The sequence below is a fragment of the Gordonia alkanivorans genome (genome assembly GCF_004011905.1).
Classification (GTDB): domain Bacteria; phylum Actinomycetota; class Actinomycetes; order Mycobacteriales; family Mycobacteriaceae; genus Gordonia; species Gordonia alkanivorans.
This window is the reverse complement of sequence record NZ_CP027114.1, coordinates 656866-678070: the sequence shown is the minus strand read 5'-3', so window position 1 is coordinate 678070 and position 21205 is coordinate 656866. Positions and strand designations below refer to the sequence as shown.

19 protein-coding genes are annotated in these 21205 nt (G+C 67.0%); 2 read left to right on the top strand and 17 right to left on the bottom strand.

Features of this window, described 5'->3' with window-relative positions; translation table 11 throughout:
* Positions 1–10: 10 nt before the first annotated feature.
* The 12 genes from nuoK to C5O27_RS03125 all read right to left on the bottom strand — a co-directional run bounded on the left by nuoK (position 11) and on the right by C5O27_RS03125 (position 12219).
* A complete protein-coding gene (nuoK, locus tag C5O27_RS03180; RefSeq protein ID WP_005200546.1) occupies positions 11–310 on the bottom strand; it encodes an NADH-quinone oxidoreductase subunit NuoK in 300 nt (99 codons plus the stop codon).
* Positions 307–1110, bottom strand: a complete 804-nt coding sequence (locus C5O27_RS03175; RefSeq protein ID WP_241549224.1) for an NADH-quinone oxidoreductase subunit J — start codon at positions 1108–1110, stop codon at positions 307–309. Before C5O27_RS03175 ends, nuoK begins: the two co-directional genes overlap by 4 nt.
* Positions 1107–1676 (bottom strand): NADH-quinone oxidoreductase subunit NuoI, encoded by a 570-nt coding sequence (gene nuoI / locus C5O27_RS03170; protein ID WP_127961888.1) that lies wholly within the window; start codon positions 1674–1676, stop codon positions 1107–1109. Before nuoI ends, C5O27_RS03175 begins: the two co-directional genes overlap by 4 nt.
* Positions 1669–3003 (bottom strand): NADH-quinone oxidoreductase subunit NuoH, encoded by a 1335-nt coding sequence (gene nuoH, locus C5O27_RS03165; protein WP_127961887.1) that lies wholly within the window; start codon positions 3001–3003, stop codon positions 1669–1671. The genes nuoI and nuoH overlap by 8 nt, the downstream gene beginning before the upstream one ends.
* Positions 3000–5411 carry an NADH-quinone oxidoreductase subunit G gene (locus tag C5O27_RS03160; RefSeq protein WP_127961886.1) on the bottom strand — a complete coding sequence of 804 codons (2412 nt, stop codon included), beginning with the start codon at positions 5409–5411 and terminating at the stop codon, positions 3000–3002. The genes nuoH and C5O27_RS03160 overlap by 4 nt, the downstream gene beginning before the upstream one ends.
* Complete coding sequence (nuoF, locus tag C5O27_RS03155; RefSeq protein ID WP_127961885.1) at positions 5408–7459, bottom strand: NADH-quinone oxidoreductase subunit NuoF; 2052 nt, start codon at positions 7457–7459, stop codon at positions 5408–5410. Before nuoF ends, C5O27_RS03160 begins: the two co-directional genes overlap by 4 nt.
* Positions 7456–8817 (bottom strand): NADH dehydrogenase (quinone) subunit D, encoded by a 1362-nt coding sequence (nuoD, locus tag C5O27_RS03150; protein WP_075863547.1) that lies wholly within the window; start codon positions 8815–8817, stop codon positions 7456–7458. The genes nuoF and nuoD overlap by 4 nt, the downstream gene beginning before the upstream one ends.
* Positions 8817–9506 carry an NADH-quinone oxidoreductase subunit C gene (locus C5O27_RS03145; RefSeq protein WP_006358934.1) on the bottom strand — a complete coding sequence of 230 codons (690 nt, stop codon included), beginning with the start codon at positions 9504–9506 and terminating at the stop codon, positions 8817–8819. The genes nuoD and C5O27_RS03145 overlap by 1 nt, the downstream gene beginning before the upstream one ends.
* A complete protein-coding gene (locus C5O27_RS03140) occupies positions 9503–10057 on the bottom strand; it encodes a NuoB/complex I 20 kDa subunit family protein (RefSeq protein WP_127961884.1) in 555 nt (184 codons plus the stop codon). The genes C5O27_RS03145 and C5O27_RS03140 overlap by 4 nt, the downstream gene beginning before the upstream one ends.
* 39 nt (positions 10058–10096) lie before the next feature.
* Entirely contained in the window at positions 10097–10504 is a 408-nt protein-coding gene (locus tag C5O27_RS03135; protein WP_006358936.1) for an NADH-quinone oxidoreductase subunit A, read from the bottom strand.
* Between the two features lie 158 nt (positions 10505–10662).
* A complete protein-coding gene (locus C5O27_RS03130) occupies positions 10663–11073 on the bottom strand; it encodes a hypothetical protein (RefSeq protein ID WP_127961883.1) in 411 nt (136 codons plus the stop codon).
* Between the two features lie 69 nt (positions 11074–11142).
* Positions 11143–12219 (bottom strand): D-alanine--D-alanine ligase family protein, encoded by a 1077-nt coding sequence (locus C5O27_RS03125; RefSeq protein WP_006358938.1) that lies wholly within the window; start codon positions 12217–12219, stop codon positions 11143–11145.
* A 131-nt stretch (positions 12220–12350) separates the two neighbouring features.
* Between C5O27_RS03125 and C5O27_RS03120 the strand changes: the two genes are divergently transcribed.
* Entirely contained in the window at positions 12351–13664 is a 1314-nt protein-coding gene (locus C5O27_RS03120) for a UDP-N-acetylmuramoyl-tripeptide--D-alanyl-D-alanine ligase (protein ID WP_127961882.1), read from the top strand.
* Between the two features lie 19 nt (positions 13665–13683).
* Here the strand turns inward: C5O27_RS03120 and C5O27_RS03115 are convergent, their stop codons facing one another.
* The 5 genes from C5O27_RS03115 to C5O27_RS03095 form a co-directional block, all read right to left on the bottom strand.
* Positions 13684–14736, bottom strand: coding sequence for a helix-turn-helix domain-containing protein (locus C5O27_RS03115; protein WP_040004147.1), 1053 nt, complete (start codon positions 14734–14736; stop codon positions 13684–13686).
* 58 nt (positions 14737–14794) lie between these two features.
* Positions 14795–15469, bottom strand: a complete 675-nt coding sequence (locus tag C5O27_RS03110) for a hypothetical protein (RefSeq protein ID WP_127961881.1) — start codon at positions 15467–15469, stop codon at positions 14795–14797.
* Positions 15470–15561: 92 nt separating this feature from the next.
* Positions 15562–16971, bottom strand: a complete 1410-nt coding sequence (gene gad / locus C5O27_RS03105; protein WP_006358942.1) for a glutamate decarboxylase — start codon at positions 16969–16971, stop codon at positions 15562–15564.
* Between the two features lie 111 nt (positions 16972–17082).
* A complete protein-coding gene (locus C5O27_RS03100) occupies positions 17083–18960 on the bottom strand; it encodes a YhgE/Pip domain-containing protein (protein ID WP_127961880.1) in 1878 nt (625 codons plus the stop codon).
* Between the two features lie 4 nt (positions 18961–18964).
* Complete coding sequence (locus C5O27_RS03095) at positions 18965–19696, bottom strand: ATP-binding cassette domain-containing protein (protein ID WP_127963743.1); 732 nt, start codon at positions 19694–19696, stop codon at positions 18965–18967.
* Between the two features lie 679 nt (positions 19697–20375).
* Between C5O27_RS03095 and C5O27_RS03090 the strand changes: the two genes are divergently transcribed.
* Positions 20376–21191 (top strand): tyrosine-protein phosphatase, encoded by an 816-nt coding sequence (locus tag C5O27_RS03090; RefSeq protein ID WP_127961879.1) that lies wholly within the window; start codon positions 20376–20378, stop codon positions 21189–21191.
* Positions 21192–21205 lie beyond the last annotated feature (14 nt).

The window sequence follows — 21205 nt, the reverse complement described above, 5'->3', positions numbered from 1 at the left end:
CAATCCTCCTCTACCGCTTCAGTAGATCCGCGTCGTCGACCGACGCCGAGCGGCGCGATCGGAAGATGGTCATGATGATGGCGAGCCCGACGACCACTTCGGCCGCGGCGACGACCATCGTGAAGAAGGCGATCACCTGCCCGTCGAAGGACTGGTTCATCCGGGCGAAGGTGACAAAGGCGAGATTCGCGGCGTTGAGCATGAGTTCGATGCACATGAACACGACGATCGCGTTGCGCCGCAGCAGCACTCCGGCGGCCCCGATGGTGAACAGCAGTGCCGAGAGGTAGAGGTAGTTCTCCGGATTCATGATCGACCCCCACCCGGGTTCTCCGGAGCCTGCGGATTCTTCTGGCGCAGGGTGCGGGCGGCCAGGATGGCGTTCACCGAGAGATCGGAGGGACTGCCGTCGGGGAGTCGTGCCGGGACGTCGACCGCGTTGTGCCGGGCGTAGACACCGGGACTCGGTAGCGGGGTGATGTTGATGCCGCTGCGGAATCGTGCCTGCGACAGCTCCTTCTGGGTGAGGCGTGGGCCGAACTTCTCCCGGTGGGCCAGCACCATCGCGCCGAGGGTCGCGGCGATGAGCAGTGCCCCGGTGAGCTCGAACGCCCAGAGATACCGGACGAAGATGAGCTCGGCGATGGCCTCGATACCGTAGTCGCTGTCGTCGGCCAGCGCGCCGGGGGCGGTCGCGCCGGTGGTGACCGCGATGGTGGCGTTGCCTATCCCGGCGATCAGCAGGACGCCGAACCCGACACCGATGATCATCGCGGCGACTCGCTGCCCTCGCAGCGTTTCTTTCAGAGAGTCGGAGGAGTCGACGCCGATGAGCATGAGCACGAAGAGGAACAGCATCATCACCGCGCCGGTGTAGACGACCACCTGCACCACGCCGAGGAACAGCGCACCCTGCGCCACGTAGAAGACCGCGAGGACGATCATCGTGGTGGCCAGGAAGATCGCCGAGTACACGGCCTTGGTGGCGAAGACGACGCCGAGCGCGCCGGCCACCGCGATCACTCCGAGCACCCAGAACTGCACGGCCTCACCGGTCGAGGTGCGAATCACCTCGTCGGCCAGGGTCGCGGTCATCGGCCCGGGCGTCATGGTCGCGGCTCCCGGGCACCCTCGCGAACCGTCGGTGTCGGGAGCGGCGTCACCCGGCCGTCGGAGGTGACCTCACCGCGGTAGTAGTTCTCCTCGGTCGAACCGGGCGCCATGGCGTGCGGTGGTGGTTCGACGCCCGGTGCCGGTGGCGCCAGCAGTCGGTCCTTCTCGTAGATGAGGTCGGCGCGGTTGTCGTCGGCGAGCTCGTAGTCGTTGGTCATCGTCAGGGCACGGGTCGGACAGGCTTCGATGCAGAGTCCGCAGCCGATGCAACGCAGATAGTTGATCTGATAGACGCGGCCGTACCGCTCACCGGGCGAATACCGTTCGTCCGGGGTGTTGTCGGCCCCTTCGACGTAGATGGCATCGGCCGGACACGCCCACGCGCACAGCTCGCAGCCGATGCACTTCTCCAGGCCGTCGGGATGACGGTTGAGTTGATGCCGACCGTGATAGCGAGGCGCGGTCGGCCGCTTCTCCTCGGGATACTGCTCGGTGATGCTCGGCTGGAACATGCCACCGAAGGTGACGCGTAATCCACTGACCGGCTTGAGGAAATCAGGCATCGGTGGTCTCCCTGCTCGGCGTCTGATCGGCGGGAAGGGGCGTTTCGGGATCGATACGGACGGGCTGGGATCTGGAATCCGTCGACGGCATGGGCGGTACGGGGAACCCGCCGGCCATGGGATCGAACTCGGCCGGGCTCTCCGGTTCGGCCGGGGCCTCCGGCAGATCCGGTACCCGCATCATCCGCCAGATCGAGTAGGCGATCAGCGCAGTCACCGCGAGACCGGCGCCCGCAGAGACGAGTGCGCGGATGAGGCCGGCGTCGTCGCCGCCGATGGAGGCGCGGATGATCGCCACGACCATCACCCACGTCAGCGAGATCGGGATGAGCACCTTCCAGCCCAGGTTCATGAACTGGTCGTAACGCAACCGCGGCAGGCTGGTCCGGAGCCAGATGAACACGAACAGGAACGCCCAGACCTTGATGGTGAACCAGAGGACGGGCCACCAACCGGAGTTCGCCCAGTCGAAGGCGCTCAGCGGCCACGGCGCCTGCCAACCCCCCAGGAACATCGTGGTGGCCAGGGCCGAGACCGTCACCATGTTGATGTACTCGGCGAGCATGAACATCGCGAACTTCAGCGACGAGTACTCCGTGTGGAAGCCGCCGACCAGCTCGCCCTCGGCCTCGGGCAGGTCGAAGGGGGCGCGGTTGGTCTCGCCGACCATGGAGATCGCATAGATCACGAACGACGGGAGCAACAGCAGGAAGTACCAGTGGTGCTCTTGCGCCGCAACGATTCCCGAGGTCGACATCGTCCCGGCATCGAGGAACACCGCCGCGAACGTGAGTCCCATCGCGATCTCGTAGGAGATCACCTGGGCGGTGGAACGGAGTCCGCCGAGAAGGGGATAGGTCGAGCCGGATGACCAACCGGCCAGCACGATTCCGTACACGCCGACCGAGGTCACGGCGAGGACGTAGAGCACCCCGACCGGCAGATCGGTGAGCTGCAACGGGGTTTCGTGGCCGAACACCGACACCATCGGCCCGAACGGGATCACCGCGAACGCCATCACCGCGGGCACTACCGCGATGATCGGTGCGAGGAGGTAGATCACCCTGTCGACGCCGGACGGGATGATGCCCTCCTTCAGTGCGAGTTTCACACCGTCGGCGAGACTCTGGAGAATTCCGCGAGGCCCGACGCGGTTGGGTCCGATCCGGGTCTGCATGCGCGCCATGATCTTGCGCTCGAGCAGGATCGCGACCAGCGGGTTGACGACGAGGAACGCGAAGACGGCGACAGCCTTGACGACGATGAGCCAGATGGGGTCGTGGCCGAAGTCGGCGAGGTCGGGGAAATCGGTGGCGAGAGTTGTCATCGAACACCTCCGGCGACGTCCGCCGACGAGGCCGGCGACAGCGCGACGAGATCGCCCGCCCGGGCCCGGAGGTCGGCGTGCACTCGCGAGCCGGGAGAGTTGAGCGGGACCCACACGACGCGGTCGGGCATCTCGGCATACTCGACGGGCAAAGCGATCTCCCCGTCGGCGGTGCTGATCCGCACGCGACCGCCGACCGCGACCCCGGCTTCGGCGGCGGTCGTCGGAGACATGCGCGCAACCGGCGGGCGTGCGGTCCCGGCGAGGTGCGGCTCACCGTCCTGCAGACGCCCCAGGTCGAGCAGCATGTGCCACGTGGCGAGCACGGCCTGGCCGGACTCCGGTGCGCGTTGGGGACGCTCATGGGCGACGACGGCCGGGCGTTCACCCGACCACGCTCCGATGCGGCGCAGGTCCATGTGGATGGTCTGCGGTCCATCGCAGCGCAGTTCGACGCCCAGCCGCCGTGCGAGTGCGTCCAGGACCCGATGGTCGGGAATCTGTCCCGACTCGGTCAGCGCGGCGGTGAAACTGCGCGGACGGCCCTCCCAGTCGACGAACGTGCCCTCCTTCTCGGCGACCGTCCCCACCGGGAACACCACGTCGGCATGCGGCGTCACCGTCGACTGCCGCTGTTCGAGACTCACGACGAAGGGTGCGGCGGCCAGTGCGTCCTGCGCGGCCGCGGGATCGGGGAGATCATCGAGGTCGACGCCGGCGACGATCAGCGAGAGTCCGTGGTAGCGGGCCGCATCGAGGATTCCGGTGGTGTCCCGACCGGGCAGCGTCGGGATGCCGGGGCCCCACACCTCCGACACCGCGCCGCGCGCCGCGCTGTCGGTGATCGGCCGACCGCCCGGCAACAGCCCGGCGAGCGCGCCGACCTCGAGTGCGCCCCGCTCACCGGCCCGGCGCGGGATCCAGGCGATCCGCGCGCCGGTGCGATCAGCGAGGTCGGCGACCGCCCGCAGTCCCCCCGGAACCCCGGCCAGTCGCTCCCCGACAATGATCACCGAACCCGCTTCGCGCAGATGGTCGGTCACCTCGTCGGAGGCGAGGATCTCCGTCTCTGCGCCCGGCGTGGTGGGGAACAGTCGCGCATCGAGCTTCTGTGCGCCGCGGCTCGCGAACGGGGCCAGGGTGGCCACCCGCTGCCGGTTCGTCCGCACCGCCCGGCGAAGACGCAGGAAGACGATCGGGGACTCCTCCTCGGGTTCGAAACCCGCGAGGAGTACCGCCGGGGCGGCGGACAGATCGTCGTAGGTGGTGTCGAGACCGCGCCCGGCCACCCGGCTCGCAAGGAAGGACGCCTCTTCGGTGCTGTGCACACGGGCACGGAAGTCGATGTCGTCCGACTTCAGGACTGTTCGGGCGAACCGTGCGTAGGCGTAGGCGTCCTCCACGGTGAGGCGTCCACCGGCGAGGACGCCGACGTTGCCGATGGCCGTCGAGAGTCCCGCGGCGGCAACGCGGATGGCGTCGGCCCACGACGCCTCCCGCAGTTCGCCGTGCCGGTCGCGGATCAGCGGAGACGTCAGGCGGTCGGCCTTGGTCGCATAGGCGAAGGCCCACCGTCCCTTGTCGCAGTTCCACTCGGAGTTGACCTCGGGGTCGTCGCCGGCGAGGCGTCGGAGCACCTTGCCTCGCCGATGATCGGTGCGCTGGGCGCATCCGCTCGCGCAGTGCTCGCACACGCTCGGCGTCGAGACGAGGTCGAAGGGCCGTGCACGGAAACGGTATTGAGCGCCGGTCAGCGCGCCGACCGGGCAGATCTGGACGGTGTTGCCGGAGAAGTACGAGTCGAAGGGTTCGTCAGAGTAGATGCTGACCTGTTGCAGCGCACCGCGATCCGCCAGTTCGATGAGTGGATCGCCGGCGACCTGTGTGGAGAACCGCGTGCACCGGGCGCACAGTACGCATCGCTCCCGGTCGAGCAGGACCTCCGAGGACAGCGGGACCGGCTTGGTGAACGTGCGTTTGACGCCGTCGAACCGGGACTCGCTGCGACCGGCCGACATGGCCTGGTTCTGCAGCGGGCACTCGCCGCCCTTGTCGCACACCGGACAGTCGAGCGGATGGTTGATCAGCAGCAGCTCCATCACGCCGCGCTGCGCGTCCGCGGCGATCTGCGAACTGAGCTGTGTCCGGACGACCATTCCGTCGGTGGCCGTGGTGGTGCACGATGCCAGGGGCTTTCGCTGACCCTCGACCTCGACGAGGCACTGGCGGCAGGCGCCGACCGGGTCGAGCAGCGGGTGATCGCAGAAGCGGGGGATGGTGATGCCGATCTGTTCGGCGGCGCGGATCAGCAAGGTGCCCTTGGGTACCCGGAGCTCGACGCCGTCGATGGTGATGCCGACCAGGTTGTCGGCCTGGGTCGCCGGATCACTGCCGTGTGTGAGGGTCATCGGGCGTCTCCCATCGGCTCGGAACCCAGGACGGTCGACAGCGAGTGGTCGAACGGGCAACCGTGATCGAGATGGGCGAGGTATTCGTCGCGGAAGTACTCGAGCGAGGACACGATCGGACTGCCCGCACCGTCGCCGAGCGCGCAGAACGACTTTCCGACGACGCTGTTGGTGACATCGGAGAGAGTGTCCAGGTCGGCGGCGGTGCCGCCCTCGTGCTCGAGCCGATGGAGCAGTTGCACCAGCCAGTAGGTGCCCTCCCGGCACGGCGTGCACTTGCCGCACGACTCGTGCGCGTAGAACTCGGTCCAGCGCAGCACCGCACCGACGACACAGGTCGTCTCGTCGAAGATCTGGAGAGCCTTGGTGCCCAGCATCGATCCGGCGGCGCCGACGCCCTCGTAGTCGAGTGGGACGTCGAGGTGATCCGGCGTCAGCAGCGGCGTCGACGACCCGCCCGGGGTCCAGAACTTGAGTTCGTGTCCGGCGCGGACGCCGCCGGCGCGTTCGAGCAGTTGCCGGAGGGTGATTCCGAGAGGTGCCTCGTACTGGCCCGGATGAGTGACGTGGCCGGACAGGGAGTACAGAGTGAACCCCGGCGATTTCTCGGTGCCCATGGACCGGAACCAGTCGACGCCGTTCCGGATGATCGCCGGCACGCTCGCGATCGATTCGACGTTGTTGACCACGGTCGGGCTGGCGTAGAGGCCGGCGACCGCAGGGAAGGGCGGGCGGAGGCGCGGCTGGCCCCGACGGCCCTCGAGTGAGTCGAGGAGCGCCGTCTCCTCACCGCAGATGTACGCACCCGCGCCGGCGTGCACCACGAGCTCGAGATCGAAGCCCGAGCCCAGGATGTCTTTCCCGAGATAGCCTGCGGCATAGGCCTCGTGCACGGCGGTACGCAGACGGCGCAGGACCGAGGCGACCTCCCCGCGGACGTAGATGAACGCGTGGTGCGCGCGGATCGCATACGCGGCGATGACGACCCCCTCGACGAGGGTGTGCGGCGTCGCGAGCATGAGGGGCATGTCCTTGCAGGTGCCGGGCTCGGATTCGTCGGCGTTGACCACGAGGTAGTGCGGAATCGAGGGCTCGGCGCCGGGTGACTTCTCCTGCGGGATGAAGGACCACTTCATCCCGACCGGGAAGCCGGCGCCGCCGCGCCCCCGGAGGCCGGACGCCTTGACCATCTCGATGACGTCGTCGGGTGGGGTGTCGAGCGCGGTGCGCAGGCCGCGGTATCCGTTGTGGCGCAGGTAGTTCGTCAGGGACCAGGACTCGGGTTCGTCCCAATGCCGGGACAGCACCGGGGTGTCCGGGGGTTCGGGTTGCGCAGGTTCGCTGGTCGCCTGGTCCGTCGGGAGGTGGGGGTCGGCCGACGAGGGCGCGGCCCCGGCGAGCTCGAGCTCGGTCCGACGGAAGGAGCACACGCTCCCGGTGCCGCGGGCGGGCTCGACCGAGACGCCGGCGCGGAGGTCCTCGATGAGTTCGATCGTCGACTCCGGGGTCTGGTTGTCGAAGAACTCCCAGTTCACCATCACCACCGGCGCGAAATCGCAGGCGGCATTGCACTCGACGTGTTCGACGGTGATGCGTTCGTCCGCGGTGGTGTCCCCGGGCCGGACACCGAGGTGGTCGCAGACCGCGCGGAGGATGGCGTCGCCGCCGAGGGTGGCGCAGAGCGTGTTGGTGCAGACCCCGACGAGGTATTCACCGGTCGGTGAGCGGCGGTACATCGAGTAGAAGGTGGCCACCGACGCGACCTGGGCGGCGGTCAGATCGAGCTGTGCGGCACAGAATTCGATACCGGCGCGGGTGATGTAACCGTCCTCGGACTGCACGAGATGAAGCAGGGGGAGAAGGGCCGACCGCGACTGCGGGTAGCGCGCGATGACCGGTGCCGCCTGCTCGGCGAGACGTTCGGTGACCTCGGCCGGGTAGGCCGCCGGTCCGCCGAAGGTGATGGTCGGCGCCGGGGTGCCGGGGACCGGCGCGGCGTCCTCGGTGGGCGGTGAGGTGGAGAGCTCCACGAACACGGGATCGGTCATCGGTCCACGCCTCCCATCACCGGGTCGATACTGGCGACGGCCGTGATCACGTCGGCGACCATGCCGCCCTCGCACATCGCCGCCACCGCTTGCAGATTCGTGAACGACGGATCGCGGAAGTGGACCCGATAGGGTCGGGTGCCGCCGTCGCTGACCAGGTGGACGCCGAGCTCGCCGCGTGGGGACTCGACCGCGACGTAGCACTGTCCCGCCGGCACCCGCATGCCCTCGGTGACCAGCTTGAAGTGATGGATCAGCGCCTCCATCGACGTCCCCATGATCCTGGCGATGTGTTCGGGGGAGTTGCCGAGACCGTCGGGACCGAGGGCCAGATCGGCCGGCCAGGCCAGTTTGCGATCGGCGACCATGACCGGGCCGGGCCGGAGCCTCTCCAGGCACTGTTCGACGATGCGAATCGACTCGCGCATCTCCTTGACGCGGATCAGGTAGCGGCCGTAGGAGTCACAGGTGTCGGTGGTGATGACGTCGAAGTCGTAGGTCTCGTACCCGCAGTACGGCTGCGTCTTCCGCAGATCATGCGGATAACCGGTCGACCGCAGCACCGGTCCGGTGATGCCGAGAGCCATGCAGCCCGTCAGGTCGAGATAACCGACGCTCTGAGTGCGCGCCTTCCAGATGTAGTTGTCGGTCAGCAGATCTCCGAGCTCGTCCAGGCGGCCGGGTAGCTGGGCGACGACCTTGGCGACCTGTTCCGGCCCGTCGGGCGGCAGATCCTGCGCGACGCCGCCGGGTCGGATGTAGGCGTGGTTCATCCTCAGGCCGGTGATGAGCTCGAAGAGGTCGAGGATCAGTTCTCGCTCGCGGAAACCGAGAAACATCGCGGTGACGGCGCCGAGCTCCATTCCGCCGGTGGCCAGGGCCACGAGGTGGCTGCTGATCCGGTTCAGCTCCATCAGCATGACGCGGATGACGGTGGCCCGCTCCGGGACGTCGTCGGTGATCCCGAGGAGCTTCTCGACGCCCAGGCAGTAGGCGGTCTCGTTGAAGAACGGTGACAGATAGTCCATCCGGGTCACGAACGTGACGCCCTGCGTCCAGTTGCGATACTCGAGGTTCTTCTCGATCCCGGTGTGCAGGTAGCCGATTCCGCAGCGCGCCTCGGTGACCGTCTCACCCTCGATCTCCAGGATGAGCCGCAGCACGCCGTGCGTCGACGGGTGTTGGGGGCCCATGTTCACGACGATGCGCTCGTCGCCGGGTTGCTGTTCGGCGCGGGTGCGGACGTCGGAGACGATGGAGTCCCAGTCCTGTCCGGAGACGGTGTAGGTGCGGGTCGGGGTCTCCTCGCGTGGCGTCGTGGAACGGGGTTTCGACGATCCGGTGGCTGTGTCGGTCATCAGCTGTACGACCTCCTCCGGTCCGGTGGGTCGACGCGGGTTCCCTTGTACTCGATGGGCACTCCGCCGAGCGGATAGTCCTTGCGCTGCGGATGGCCTTCCCAGTCGTCGGGCATCTCGATACGCGTCAGTGATCGGTGGCCGTCGAAGACGATGCCGAAGAAGTCGTAGGTCTCGCGCTCGTGCCAGTCGTTGGTGGGGTAGATGTCGCAGAGGCTCGGGATGTGCGGATCGGTGTCGGGTGCCGACACCTCGAGGCGCAGGCGCCGGTTGTGGGTCAGGGAGGCGAGGGGATAGACGGCGTGCAGTTCCCGGTCGGTGTCGCCGGGATAGTGGACCCCGTTGACGCCCAGGCACAGTTCGAAGCGCAATCCGGGTGCGTTGCGGAGGGTCAGCGCGACGGCGGGGAGGTGCTCTCGCGCGACGTGGACGGTCATCTCGTCGCGGAAGACGACCACTTTCTCGACCGCGGCGTCGTAGGAGTCGCCGAGTTCGGCCTCCAGGAGATCGGCGATCTCGTCGAAGTAGCTGCCGTAGGGTCGAGAAGAGCTGGGCGGCAGGGTGATCGGATCGATCAGACCCCCGTATCCGGAGGTGTCGCCGGTGCCCGGTGCGCCGAACAGTCCGTGGCGGACGCCGATGACCTCGGGATCGGGCGGTTTCGGGTCGGGCATGCCCAGGTCGGTCATCGCAGCAGCCCCTTCATCTCGTTGGTCGGAGTCGCCTGCAGGGCAGCGCGTTCCGCTGCCCAGATGGCCTCCTCGCGATTCACGCCGAGCGGCATCTCCTGGATCTTCTCGTGCAGCTTGAGGATCGCGTTCAGCAACATCTCGGGACGAGGAGGACAGCCCGGGAGGTAGATGTCGACGGGCACGACGTGGTCGACGCCCTGGACGATCGCGTAGTTGTTGAACATCCCGCCGGACGATGCACAGACCCCCATCGCCAGAACCCATTTGGGTTCGGGCATCTGGTCGTAGATCTGCCGGAGCACCGGCGCCATCTTCTGGCTGACGCGGCCGGCGACGATCATGAGGTCGGCCTGCCGCGGAGACGCACGGAAGGCCTCCATGCCGAATCGGGCGAGGTCGTAGCGACCCGACGTGGTGGACATCATCTCTATTGCGCAGCAGGCGAGTCCGAAGGTGGCCGGCCACAGCGAACCCTTGCGCATGAAGCCGGCGAGATCTTCGACGGTGCTCAGCAGGAAACCGCTGGGGAGCCGTTCCTCGAGTCCCATGACTGACCTCCTTGCAGACGGTGACCGGGTGAAAAGTCCTCAGTCCCAGCTCAGTCCGCCACGACGCCATTCATAGGCGTAGGCGACCGAGACGTTGACGATGAACAAGAGCATGGCCGCGAGGCCGAACCAGCCGAAGGAGTCGAAGGCGACGGCCCAGGGGTAGAGGAAGACGATCTCGATGTCGAAGATGATGAACAGCATCGCGGTGAGGTAGTACTTGACCGGCACCCGCTGGATCGGGCCGCTGAACGTGGGGCCCTCGCCCCCGCGACGGGAGGCGGGAGTCAGGAGACTCTGGCCGACCGGCTCGATGCCACACTCGTACGCCTCGAGTTTGGCGCGGTTGTACCGTTTCGGGCCGATCGCGATACCGATGAAGACGCTGAAAACGGCAAACGCCACGCCGATTGCCCCGAGGATCATGATCGGGACGTAGGCGTTCAAAGCGTGGACTCCTCCTCGCTCCGGGCGGCCGAAACACCTGGTGGGCGATTCCGGCTCGGCGATTGTCCTGCCCGTGCCAGGGGTTCGGTCAGAACCTCCCGACGCGGTTGTGAGCTACACCACAAGCCTAGGTGGTCGTCCCGCGGGAGTCACCCGTTTCAGGCAGTTCGGCGTTTCTCGACCATCTCAACGAAGGCCTCTGCGAGGGCGATCGGATCGACCGGGAGAGTGGCGACGGCATCGGCCCGCGACCATTCGGCGAGCCACCGGTCGTCGGCGCGGCCGAGCAGTACGAGCACCGGTGGGCTCGGGTCCAGCTCGTCCTTCATCTGCTTGGCGATCCCCATCCCGCCGGCCGGGGAGGCCTCGCCGTCGGCGATCACCGCATCGACCACGCCGGCGTCGAGCTGGGCGAAGACCATTGGAGCCGTGGCGACTTCGATGAAGCTGAGCTCGGGGATGTCCTGGGACGGCCGGGTACCGAGCGCACCGATGACCTGGGCCCGGGTCTCCGAATCGTCGGAAAAGACCAGCACGCGCAGCGACCGGGCAGCCTGGGTGTGGGTCACGCGTGCGATGCTACCGCCGTTCGACGTCCGGTTCGGGTGACTTGACCCGCGCGTCGGTCGTCGGGTGGCTCAGTGCTCGGTCGAGAAGCCGGCGCGGCGCCGGTGGACCTCGAGCGCGAAGGCGACGAGCTGGTCGATGAGATCGGCGTAGGGCACCCCGGTGGCCTCCCACAGCTTCGGGTACATCGAACCGGGGGTGAACCCGGGGATGGTGTTGACCTCGTTGAGCAGCCAGCCGCGACCGTCGGCCTCGTAGAAGAAGTCCACACGGGCCATGCCGGTGCAGCGCATCGCCGTGAACGTCCGGGCCGCGAGCTCCTTGACCTCGGCGATCGCGGCGTCGGGGAGGACCGCCGGGATGACGAGCTTCGCCGCGCCGGTGACGTACTTGTCCTCGTAGTCGTAGAACTCGCTGCCGGGTTCGATCTCGCCGGGCACCGACGTCTCGGGGGCGGTGTCGCCGAGAACGGCCACCTCGATCTCGCGACCGGTGACGTTCTCCTCGATGATCACCACGTTGTCGTAGCGCAGGGCCAGGTTGATCGCGGCGTCCAGCTCACGCTTGTCGTGCGCCTTGGTGATGCCGACCGACGATCCGAGGTTCGCGGGCTTGACGAACACCGGGAGCCCCAGCTCCTCGACGACCCGCGGGACGATCGTGTCCGGGTCGTCGACGCCGTCGCGGAACTCGACCCAGCGGCACTGCGGGATGCCGGCCTGCGCGGCGACGATCTTCGCCATTGCCTTGTCCATGCACACCGCCGACGAGAGCACCCCGGCGCCGACGTAGGGCAGCTTGAACAGTTCGAGCATCCCCTGGATGGTGCCGTCCTCGCCGTGCGGACCGTGCAGCAGCGGCAGGACGACGGTGATCGCCTGGTCGGCGTGTCCGCGGAGTTCGGTCAGCGGGTCGACGACGGTGCCGGCCACCTCCAGGACGTCCGGGAGCGGGGTGCCGTCGGCGATCGCGGCGATGGCCTTGTCGTTGCGCAGCCAGGTGCCGTCCTTGGCGATGCCGATGGGGACCAGGTCGTATTTGGCCCGGTCAGCGGCGGCGAGAACATGCGCGGCTGTGACCCGTGACACATCATGTTCGGCGGACACCCCGCCATAGAGGACCACAAGACGCAGGAGCCGCGAAGACATGCATGTCACGATACGGCCCCCGGCAACCGAGTTCTCGGGGTGGCGTGGCCGGTTGTGGGTTTCGACACGGCTCGACCAGCAGCGCAGACGGCTCGGGAAGCCGGTCCGCGGACGTCGGCTAGCGTGAGGTCGTGCATTTCTTGGCGAGTGAGGTCGCAGCGTCCGTCGGCGGCGAGTTGATCGGTCCCGACGTGCAGATCGACGGGGCGAGCATCGACTCGCGCAATGTCCGGCCGGGTCAGCTCTTCGTGCCGATCGTCGCCGAGCGGGATGGTCACGACTTCATCCCGTCGGCCCTGGAGAGCGGCGCGGCGGCGTACTTCACCTCGCGCGCGGAGGTCTCTCGCGGCACCGCCATTCGCGTCCCCGACACCGCCCTGGCCCTCGCTGATCTCGGGCGTGCGGTCCGCGGCCGTATTCCCGACCGCGTCGTGGGCATCACCGGCTCGGTCGGCAAGACCTCCACCAAGGACCTCCTGGCCGGGGTCCTGCAGACCACCTACCGCACCGCGGCGAGCGAGAAGTCCTTCAACAACGAACTGGGCCTTCCGCTGACCCTGGCGGGCGCGGCCGACGACGTCGAAGCCGTGGTCCTCGAGATGGGTGCGCGCGGGATCGGCCACATCGACCTGCTGTGCTCCATCGCGAGCCCGACCGTCGGCGTGATCACGCGCGTCGAAGGTGTCCACCTCGAGTTGTTCGGGGACATCGAATCGGTGGCCCGCGCGAAGGGTGAGCTGGTCGAGTCCCTTCCGGCCGACGGGATCGCGGTTCTGAACGCCGATCACCGGTACGTCGCGGCGATGGCGGAGCGCACCTCGGCCCGGGTGCTGCGGTACGGCCTGTCGCCGGACGCCGACGTATACGCGTCGGACATCGTCGTCGACGACGAGCTGCGAGCATCGTTCCGGTTGCACACGCCGTGGGGTTCGACCGACGTGCGCCTCGGCGCGCGGGGTGAGCACCAGGTCCGCAACGCGCTCGCGGCCGCGGCGGCCGGCGGCGGTCTCGGAGTGTCCGTCGAGGACATCGCCAATGGTATGTCTGCCGCCGAATTGTCCGGTCTGCGAATGGAACTCGCGAAGAACGCCGACGGCACGATCGTGCTCAACGACGCCTACAACGCGAACCCGACGTCGATGTCGGCGGCACTGAAGTCGCTCGCCGCGCTGCCCGCGGGACGACGCGTCGCCGTTCTCGGAACCATGGCAGAACTCGGATCGGACTCTCCGGCCCAGCATCACGCGATCGCACTCGAGGCACACGAACTCGACATCGAGGTCATCGCGGTCGACGAACCCGACTACGGCGACACCGCGCGCCACACCTCCGGCGTCGACGAAGCGGTTGCCGCACTCGGCGACCTCGCCGGAGGAGATGCGGTACTGGTCAAAGGAAGTCGCGTCGCCGCACTGGAGCGGGTGGCGCAGGCCCTGCTGAGCTGAGGTCCGGGCCGGCCGCGTGTCACGCGGTCGGTGATTCCCAGTTCTCCACGGGGTCGGCCTCGGCGGCCGCGCGGGCGCGGTACTCGCTCGGGCCGATCCCGAGTTCGGCCCGGAAGCGGTTGCGCATCGTGGGACTCGACGGGAAGCCGGAGATCCTGGCCACCTCGGAGACCGCCATGTCCGGACGTGTCCGGAGGAACTCGCAGGCGGTCTTGAGTCTGCGGTCGGCGATGCGTGCGGCCAACGAGTCCTCGGTGTCCTCGAAGTGCCGGTACAGCTGACGGCGGCTGATGTGCAGGTAGCGGGCGATCGCGTTCGGGGTGAACGAGGGATCGCGATGGTGACGCTCGATGAGGTCGGAGACCGCCTCCCGCACGAAAAGGGCGTTGTCGGTGATCTGTCGATTGTCGTAGTCGAGCTGTCCGAGTGCAGCGCGAACCAATTCGATGGCGGCCATCTCCGTGTCCGGGCCGGGTTCGGTCACGCCGACCGCGGTGTCCGACGCGAACTGAAGGATGAACGATGCGGTGGCGCGCGCCAGCAGGGTGTGAGAGGCGACCGGCCGGCGGGCCTGCTCGGCGACGCGGCGCTGGTTCCCGAGGAGTTCGAGCGGGATCACCAGGCCCGCAGGGTCATTGATCTCGAAGGTCCGCTCGAGGTAGGGGGATGCATTGCTGACGAAGGCGAGTTGCCCGGGGCCGTAGGCGAAATCGCGTGACCCCTGGCGGATGATGTGCTTGCCCTCCAGGGTGTGCACCCCGATGACCAGGTCTTCGGAGGGCTGTTCGGAGATGAGGCGCGGGTTCCGCGACACCTCGAGCGGGGTGTGCAGGCTGCAGAACGTGCCGATCATCGAGAGCTGACGTACGTACATCAGCGAGTCGAACGAACCGGGGTCATCGGTCCGTACCTCGACGTGCTGCCCGTAGTGGCGCATTCCGTCGGGTCCGGTGAGTCGGATCGGCTCGGCGTGGATGTTGCTGCGGTGCACGCCGACACGGCGCTCCCACGTCTCGATCACCTTCGGGGGCAGGGGTGCCGACGAGACCTCGTTCCGGAACAACTCGGTCATCCCCGGCTCCCCGGTGCCGGTGCGCCCCCGCCGGGATCCGGTTGTGTACGTGATCCGGTCATGCCGACTCACCCGACGAGTTCCGGTTCCAGGCCGGGAGGACCACGAGGGACGCCAGGAAGAAGCAGATCGCTCCGATGAAGGTTCCCCAGTTCGCCATCGCCGTGTCGACCGTGACTCCGCCCTTGGACACGTAGGCGCCCACCGCGGCGACGCCGAAGGCGATGCATCCGATGAGGTTGATCTGCACCGACCACCAGCCGGCCGAACCCGGGTCGAAGAACTTGTGTGCGTGCCGGTAGCCGCGAACGGCCATGAAGCCGCTGACGAGGAAGAGGATCGATCCGCCGGCATCCGGCGACCAGACGAACTCTCTCTGGGAGGGGATCGAATGCGCGGTGAGTGCCGCGGTGGTGCTCACGTTGAACAGGACCGTTCCCAACGACTGGGTCGACGCCGCGAGCCAGTCGGCGCGCACCATGATGCCGCTGCCGTAGTCGACCTTGGTCGTCACGGGGCCGCTCAGGATCAGCTGGATCAGGCCGGCGGCGGTGAAGAACCACGCCCCGACGAAGCAGCAGAGATTGACGGCCGACGATCCAGCCGAGCTGCCGAAGCCCGGCGCCGCGCTCAACGCGAAGAGTGCGGATCCGATCATGAAGCCCCAACACTGTTTGTTCAGGGTCGGGATGAAGACCGTGCTGCGTCTGGGGGCTGACGCGGCAATACTCATTTTCTACCTGTCTGTGAATGCGACGATGCGTCCCCGGCCTGGAAGGGATGCCAGGCCGGGGACACATCAGGGGATCGCGACGATCTCGGCGATCAGTGGTGGAAGTGCGAACGCTCGCCCTCGGCCGGGATCGGGCCCTCGAGACGATCGAGGAAGTCGACCTCGGTCTGGATGTCGGCGATGAGGGCACGCGCGAGGTCGTGGCTCAGACCGGCGCGGACGACGATGCGCTGCACGGTGAGGTCGGCGAGGTCGTCGGCCATCGGGTAGGCCGGGACCAGCCAGCCCTTCATGCGCAGGCGATCAGACAGGTCGTAGAGGTTCCAGTTGTCGGTGTGGCCCGACTTCAGGCGCCATGCGAAGACCGGGATGGTGTCGCCCTTGCTGACGAGCTCGAAGGCGTCGATCTTGGCGATCTCCGACGACAGCCACTGCGCGACGTCGAGCGAACCCTGCTGGACCTGGCGGTAGCCCTCACGGCCGAGGCGCAGGAACTGGTAGTACTGCAGCAGCACCTGGGCGCCGGGACGCGAGAAGTTCAGAGCCAGGGTGGGCATGTCGCCACCGAGGTAGCTGCAGTGGAAGACCATGCTCTCCGGCAGCGCCTCGGTGTCGCGCCACACGATCCAGCCGACACCCGGGTAGACGAGGCCGAACTTGTGGCCCGAGGTGTTGATGGAGACGACGCGGTCGACGCGGAAGTCCCACTCCAGGTCGGGCTGGCAGAACGGAGCGATCATCGCGCCCGACGCGCCGTCGACGTGGATCTTCACGTCGAGGCCGGTGTCGGCCTGGATCTGGTCCAGCTTGGCGGCGATCTGCTTCACCGGCTCGTACATGCCGGTGTAGGTCTGGCCCATGATGGCGACGACACCGATGGTGTTCTCGTCGACGTACTTCTCGAGCTCGTGGCCGTCGAGGACCATGTGGTCGGGGCTGATCGGCACCCAGCGGGGCTCGACCTCGAAGTAGTTGCAGAACTTCTCCCAGCAGACCTGAACGGCGGTGGACAGCACCAGGTTCGGGGTCTCGGTGGACTTGCCCTCGGCCTTGCGGCGGGCCTGCCAGTGGCGCTTGAGGGCCAGGCCGCCGAGCATGCAGGCCTCCGACGAACCGATGGTCGAGGTGCCGATGGCGTTGTCGACGTTCGGGTTGTGCCAGAGGTCGGCGAGGATCTTCCAGCAGCGGTCCTCGATGGCGGCCGTCTGCGGGTACTCGTCCTTGTCGATCATGTTCTTGTCGACGGTTTCGGAGTAGAGCTTCTTCGCCTCGTCGTCCATCCAGGTCGACACGAAGGTCGCCAGGTTCAGGCGCGCGTTGCCGTCGAGCATCGCCTCGTCGTGGACGATCTGGTAGGCGGTCTCGGGCAGCAGCATGTCGTCGGCCATCGAGAACTTGGGCAGATCGGTGGCCTCGCCCGGGCGGGTGAAGACGGTCCGCAGGTTCAGGTTGTCGCCGATGTTGGTGGTGGCGCGGGCCTGCGAGTTCGATTTGGGTGTCATGTATTCCTCCTGGTGTTCAGATGCTAAGGCGCTCAATACCGGAAATGGGGCGGTTGAAGCGATCTACTCGAGGTAGACGACAGTCACGGGGGCTTGCCTGTCTCGACCTCCCTAGACTTCCACCGGCGGATACAAACGGTCCATCGTGTACTGGCGGTTTCGGCGGGCGGCCCACGACGAGATGAGCAGGCAGCCCAGGGTGATTCCGCTGAGGACGCCGATGGCGAGCCACAGTCGGTAGTCGATGCCGCCGACCGTGAGTTGTCGGAGGCCCTCCACCGTGTAGGTCATCGGGTCCACGTAGTGGATGTACTGGAACGGCGTGGCCGTGGTCGGCACGGGATAGATGCCACCCGCGGAGACCAGCTGGACCATCAGGAATGCGAGTGTCACAACACGTCCGACCGCGACGTCGAAGACCGCGTTGAACATCTGGATCATCGCCATGAAGGTCGCGACCACGAGCAACAGGTACAGGAACGTGGCTATCGGGTACTCGGCGCGGAGTCCGACCGCGAAGGTGACCACTGTGTACAGGACGGTCGCCTGGATGAAGCCGATGGCGAACGCGGGTGTGTACGAGGCCAATACGACGCGCAGCGAGGAGAAACCCTGAACGATCGGACGGGATTGGAGCGGAGTCAACAACATCCAGGTGATGATGCCGCCGACGAACAATGCCAGGGACATGAAGAACGGAGCGAAGCCGGTACCGAAGGTCGGGGCCTCGTGCGTGTAGTCCTCCTGCAACTCCACGGGCTGCGCCAGCGTCTTGGCGATCTCCGTCTTCTCCTGGTTGGTCCAGGACGGGATGGCCTTGACCCCTTCTTCCAGACCGGACGCCAGTTCGTCGGCACCCGCGCTCAGCTCACCGAGGCCAGAGCTGAGTTCGGCTGAGCCGCTCTTCAGTTCGTTGGCGGCACCGCGTGCGGCGAGGATGTCGTTGCGAAGGCCGCCGTTCTCGACGAGGGTGAGGCCGAGGCGGAGGGGGCTGTTCGGATTGGCGAGCTGCTGCGAGAGCAGGTTGGCGTCGTTGTTCAGCTGGGTGAGCTGGTTGTTCGCGTCCGGTCCGAGTCCGCTGGTGCGCAGGAACTGTTGTGCAGGGGAAAGGGCATTGGCGAGAGATCGCATCGTGGGATCCGGCGACGAACTCAGCTGGGCGATGACCGAGTCGAGGCCCTTGCTGGCCTGCGACTGCTGATTCGCGGCGGTCGTGAGTTCGTTCGACGCCGCTCCGGCATTGCGGGCGAGTCGATCTGCGGCCGCATTCACCTCGGCTGCGGACAGACCGGTCTGGTCGGCGCCGAGTGCGTTGAGCAGGGGATCGGTGGCCTTGATCAGTGCGGAGTCGAGTTGGCCGAGACCGGACGCGAGCTCCTGAGCGCCCGAGTCGGCGGTCTTCAGACCGGCGGCAAGTTCGTTCGCGCCGTCGGCCGCTTCCGTCAGCTTGGGCGTGAGGTCCCCGACCTCGTTGAGGACGATCTCGAACGTCTGCGCGCCGACCTGTGCGCTGACCTTGTTGACGACCTGCTGGGCGGCGTCCTGACCGATGATCGTCGCCAGGTAGTTGTTGGCGTCGTTGTAGGTGAACACCAGCGGCGCCGAACGCGGCTTGTCGCTCGTGGGCGAGGCGATCGCCTTGCTGAAGTCGGCGGGCAGCGTGATGGAGAAGTAGTACTTGCCGTGCGCGACACCGTCGGCGGCCTCGGCCGCGGAGACCTCGTGCAGATCGAGCTGCTTGGACTCGATGAGTCCGGCCGCCACCTGGGAGCCGGCGTCGAGCTTCTGCCCTTCGACGACCGCGCCGGTGTCCTCGTTCACGAGCGCGACCGGGATCTTGTCGGCGGCCGCGAACGGATTCCAGAACGCCCACAGGTACATCGCGCCGTAGAGGAGCGGCATGAGCATGATGACCACCAGCGCCAGCCGGGGCATCCGGCCCCGGTAGTAACGCTTGATGTCGCTGCCCGGCGAGAATGCGGCAAACATGTTCCTACGTCCGATCTTCGTGCTCGAGGCCGATGAACTGGCCATCTGTGAGGTTGTCGACGGGGATGACGTCACGGACGCCGCCGGCCGGGGACACGGCGTTGATGTCGGCCGTGATCACCGTCTGGGTGCGGCCCAGGTCGACGAGGCGGTCCATGAGATGAACCTGGTTCTCGCGCCGGGTCAGGTTGTCCACCCCGCCGACGACCAGCAGCGGCGGACGTCGCAGGTTGCCCACGGCGATGCGGAAGAGCGCTGCGGTCAGTTCGGGGAGTTCCTCCACGAAGGACTCCATGGCCGGGAGGGGGTACGGACCGAAGACGGGCCGACAGATGCGCTCGAGGTCTTCCTCACGAGCGGGCGTGACCCACTTGTACCAAGGTGCCGACCACCGGATCTGCTCGGTGATGACGTCGCTGACGCGGATGGTCTGTTCGATCTCGTCGACCTCGTCGATCCACGCGACGGCGGCGTTCTCGAACAGGTGGTGGGCGTCGTTCGAGCGGTCGAAGGCGACGAGCTCACCCTTCGTCGGCTTCATGCGACCTGCGAGGGTGAGGAGCAGTGCGGTACGGCCTCGGCCCTCCGGCCCGGCGAGGACCGTGACCCCGCCGGTGCGGACCCGGAGATCGACCGGGCCGTAGATGTGGCCCCAGGAAGCATCGACGGAGAGTCCGTGGCCTTCGATCAGGGTCGCGTCAGAGGGGGTGCCGCCAGGCTCCGGGGCATCATGCATCGCTGCCGCCCGATCCGAAGACCACATCGTCCAACTTTCTGTTGTTGTGTCGGCATAACCGACTTGCCTGCCGTACCGCCGGTGAGCAGTACGACAGGCAGGGGTTAATTCAGAGGTTCTTGAAGATTCGCGCGGAGGCGCCCTCGATGAGTGGGTCTGTGCCGTCGATCAGTCCTTCGGACGTCACGTCGAATACCCGAGTGTCTCGGATGATTGTGCGACCGTGAACAGTCACTTTACTGGACATACATTGGAACTTAGCTCAGGCATATCCGGCTTTTCAATGCGAACGCGCAGGTCACAGAGGGTGATCCTGGCACGAAATTCGCCCCGGCACCCGTAACGGCTTCGGGGTCCGGTTCGAAGTGCCCGCTGGGTCCGCGAACAGCACGTTTGGGGTGAACGGCTGCAATCCTCATGATGTGTCCAGAATCCCGCGGACCGGGTTTCGTGGTCCCCTTTCCGTGGGAAAGAAAGGCCGGGTAGGGGCAATCACGGAAGACGGCACGATATTGCCGTTACCCGCGAGTAACACCAAAGTTCGGGATAACTTCTCGTCGTCGCGACGTCACCAGAGTGACTCATCAGGTTTGTCGTATGTGAATCGGTGGCACATTTCGGTCACTGGACCCAGTCGTTGTCGGGGGCAACTCGAATCGGCCTGTCACAATCTTTCGTCATGACCGATCTCACCCACGCCCACGCCGTATCCCTTTCCACCGTGCCCAACCTCCGGGACCTCGGCGGCTGGACGACCGCCGACGGACGCCGTGTGCGGTCCGGTCTGGTGTTCCGGTCCACCGAGCTCCACCGGCTGGCGGGTGATGACCTCACGAAATTCGACGCGTTGGGGATCACGGCCGTCTACGACCTCCGCACGGTTGCCGAGCGTTCGGCCGCGCCGGACCCGGCCCTGCCCGGTGTCGTGGAGGTTCCCCTCGACGTGCTGGCCGACTCGTCGACCGCGATCCCGGCACGCCTCAACGAGGTGGTCGCCGATCCGGCGGCGGTCGCCGCGGTGAGCGATGCGCTCGGTGGAGGTAAGGCGGCGGAGCTGATGGAGGCCACCTACCGACAGATCCTGACCCTGCCCAGCGCCCATGCGGCCTACCACCGGCTGTTCAGCGCACTCGCCGAGCCCGTGCAGCCGGGAGCGGCACTCTTCCACTGCACGACCGGCAAGGACCGGACCGGCTGGGCCGCTGCCACCTTCCTCTCTGTGCTCGGTGTCGGACGTGACGAGGTGTTCGAGGACTACCTGCTCACCAACGACGAGCTCATCCCGGCACTGCACCCGGTCTTCGCCGCGTTCCAGGCGGCCGGCGGCGACCCCGAGGTGTTGAAACCGATCCTCGGCGTCCAGCGGAACTACCTCGAGGGCGCCTTCGAGGAGATGACCGCACAGTTCGGTGACATCGAGGGCTACTTCCGCGACGGTCTGGGACTGGATCCCGCTGTGCCGGAAGCGCTCCGGAAGCGTTACCTGGACGAGTGAGCAGACACCGGGCG

Coding starts and splice junctions, on each gene's coding strand:
- gad (WP_006358942.1), bottom strand. CDS start 16,971: ATGACACCCAAATCGAACTCGCAGGCCCGCGCCACCACCAACATCGGC.
- C5O27_RS03145 (WP_006358934.1), bottom strand. CDS start 9,506: ATGACCGACCTGGGCATGCCCGACCCGAAACCGCCCGATCCCGAGGTC.
- nuoI (WP_127961888.1), bottom strand. CDS start 1,676: ATGCCTGATTTCCTCAAGCCGGTCAGTGGATTACGCGTCACCTTCGGT.
- nuoD (WP_075863547.1), bottom strand. CDS start 8,817: ATGACCGACACAGCCACCGGATCGTCGAAACCCCGTTCCACGACGCCA.
- C5O27_RS03110 (WP_127961881.1), bottom strand. CDS start 15,469: ATGAGTATTGCCGCGTCAGCCCCCAGACGCAGCACGGTCTTCATCCCG.
- nuoK (WP_005200546.1), bottom strand. CDS start 310: ATGAATCCGGAGAACTACCTCTACCTCTCGGCACTGCTGTTCACCATC.
- C5O27_RS03115 (WP_040004147.1), bottom strand. CDS start 14,736: ATGACCGAGTTGTTCCGGAACGAGGTCTCGTCGGCACCCCTGCCCCCG.
- nuoH (WP_127961887.1), bottom strand. CDS start 3,003: ATGACAACTCTCGCCACCGATTTCCCCGACCTCGCCGACTTCGGCCAC.
- C5O27_RS03125 (WP_006358938.1), bottom strand. CDS start 12,219: ATGTCTTCGCGGCTCCTGCGTCTTGTGGTCCTCTATGGCGGGGTGTCC.
- C5O27_RS03095 (WP_127963743.1), bottom strand. CDS start 19,696: ATGCATGATGCCCCGGAGCCTGGCGGCACCCCCTCTGACGCGACCCTG.
- C5O27_RS03175 (WP_241549224.1), bottom strand. CDS start 1,110: ATGACGCCCGGGCCGATGACCGCGACCCTGGCCGACGAGGTGATTCGC.
- C5O27_RS03100 (WP_127961880.1), bottom strand. CDS start 18,960: ATGTTTGCCGCATTCTCGCCGGGCAGCGACATCAAGCGTTACTACCGG.
- C5O27_RS03090 (WP_127961879.1), top strand. CDS start 20,376: ATGACCGATCTCACCCACGCCCACGCCGTATCCCTTTCCACCGTGCCC.
- C5O27_RS03140 (WP_127961884.1), bottom strand. CDS start 10,057: ATGGGACTCGAGGAACGGCTCCCCAGCGGTTTCCTGCTGAGCACCGTC.
- C5O27_RS03160 (WP_127961886.1), bottom strand. CDS start 5,411: ATGACCCTCACACACGGCAGTGATCCGGCGACCCAGGCCGACAACCTG.
- nuoF (WP_127961885.1), bottom strand. CDS start 7,459: ATGACCGATCCCGTGTTCGTGGAGCTCTCCACCTCACCGCCCACCGAG.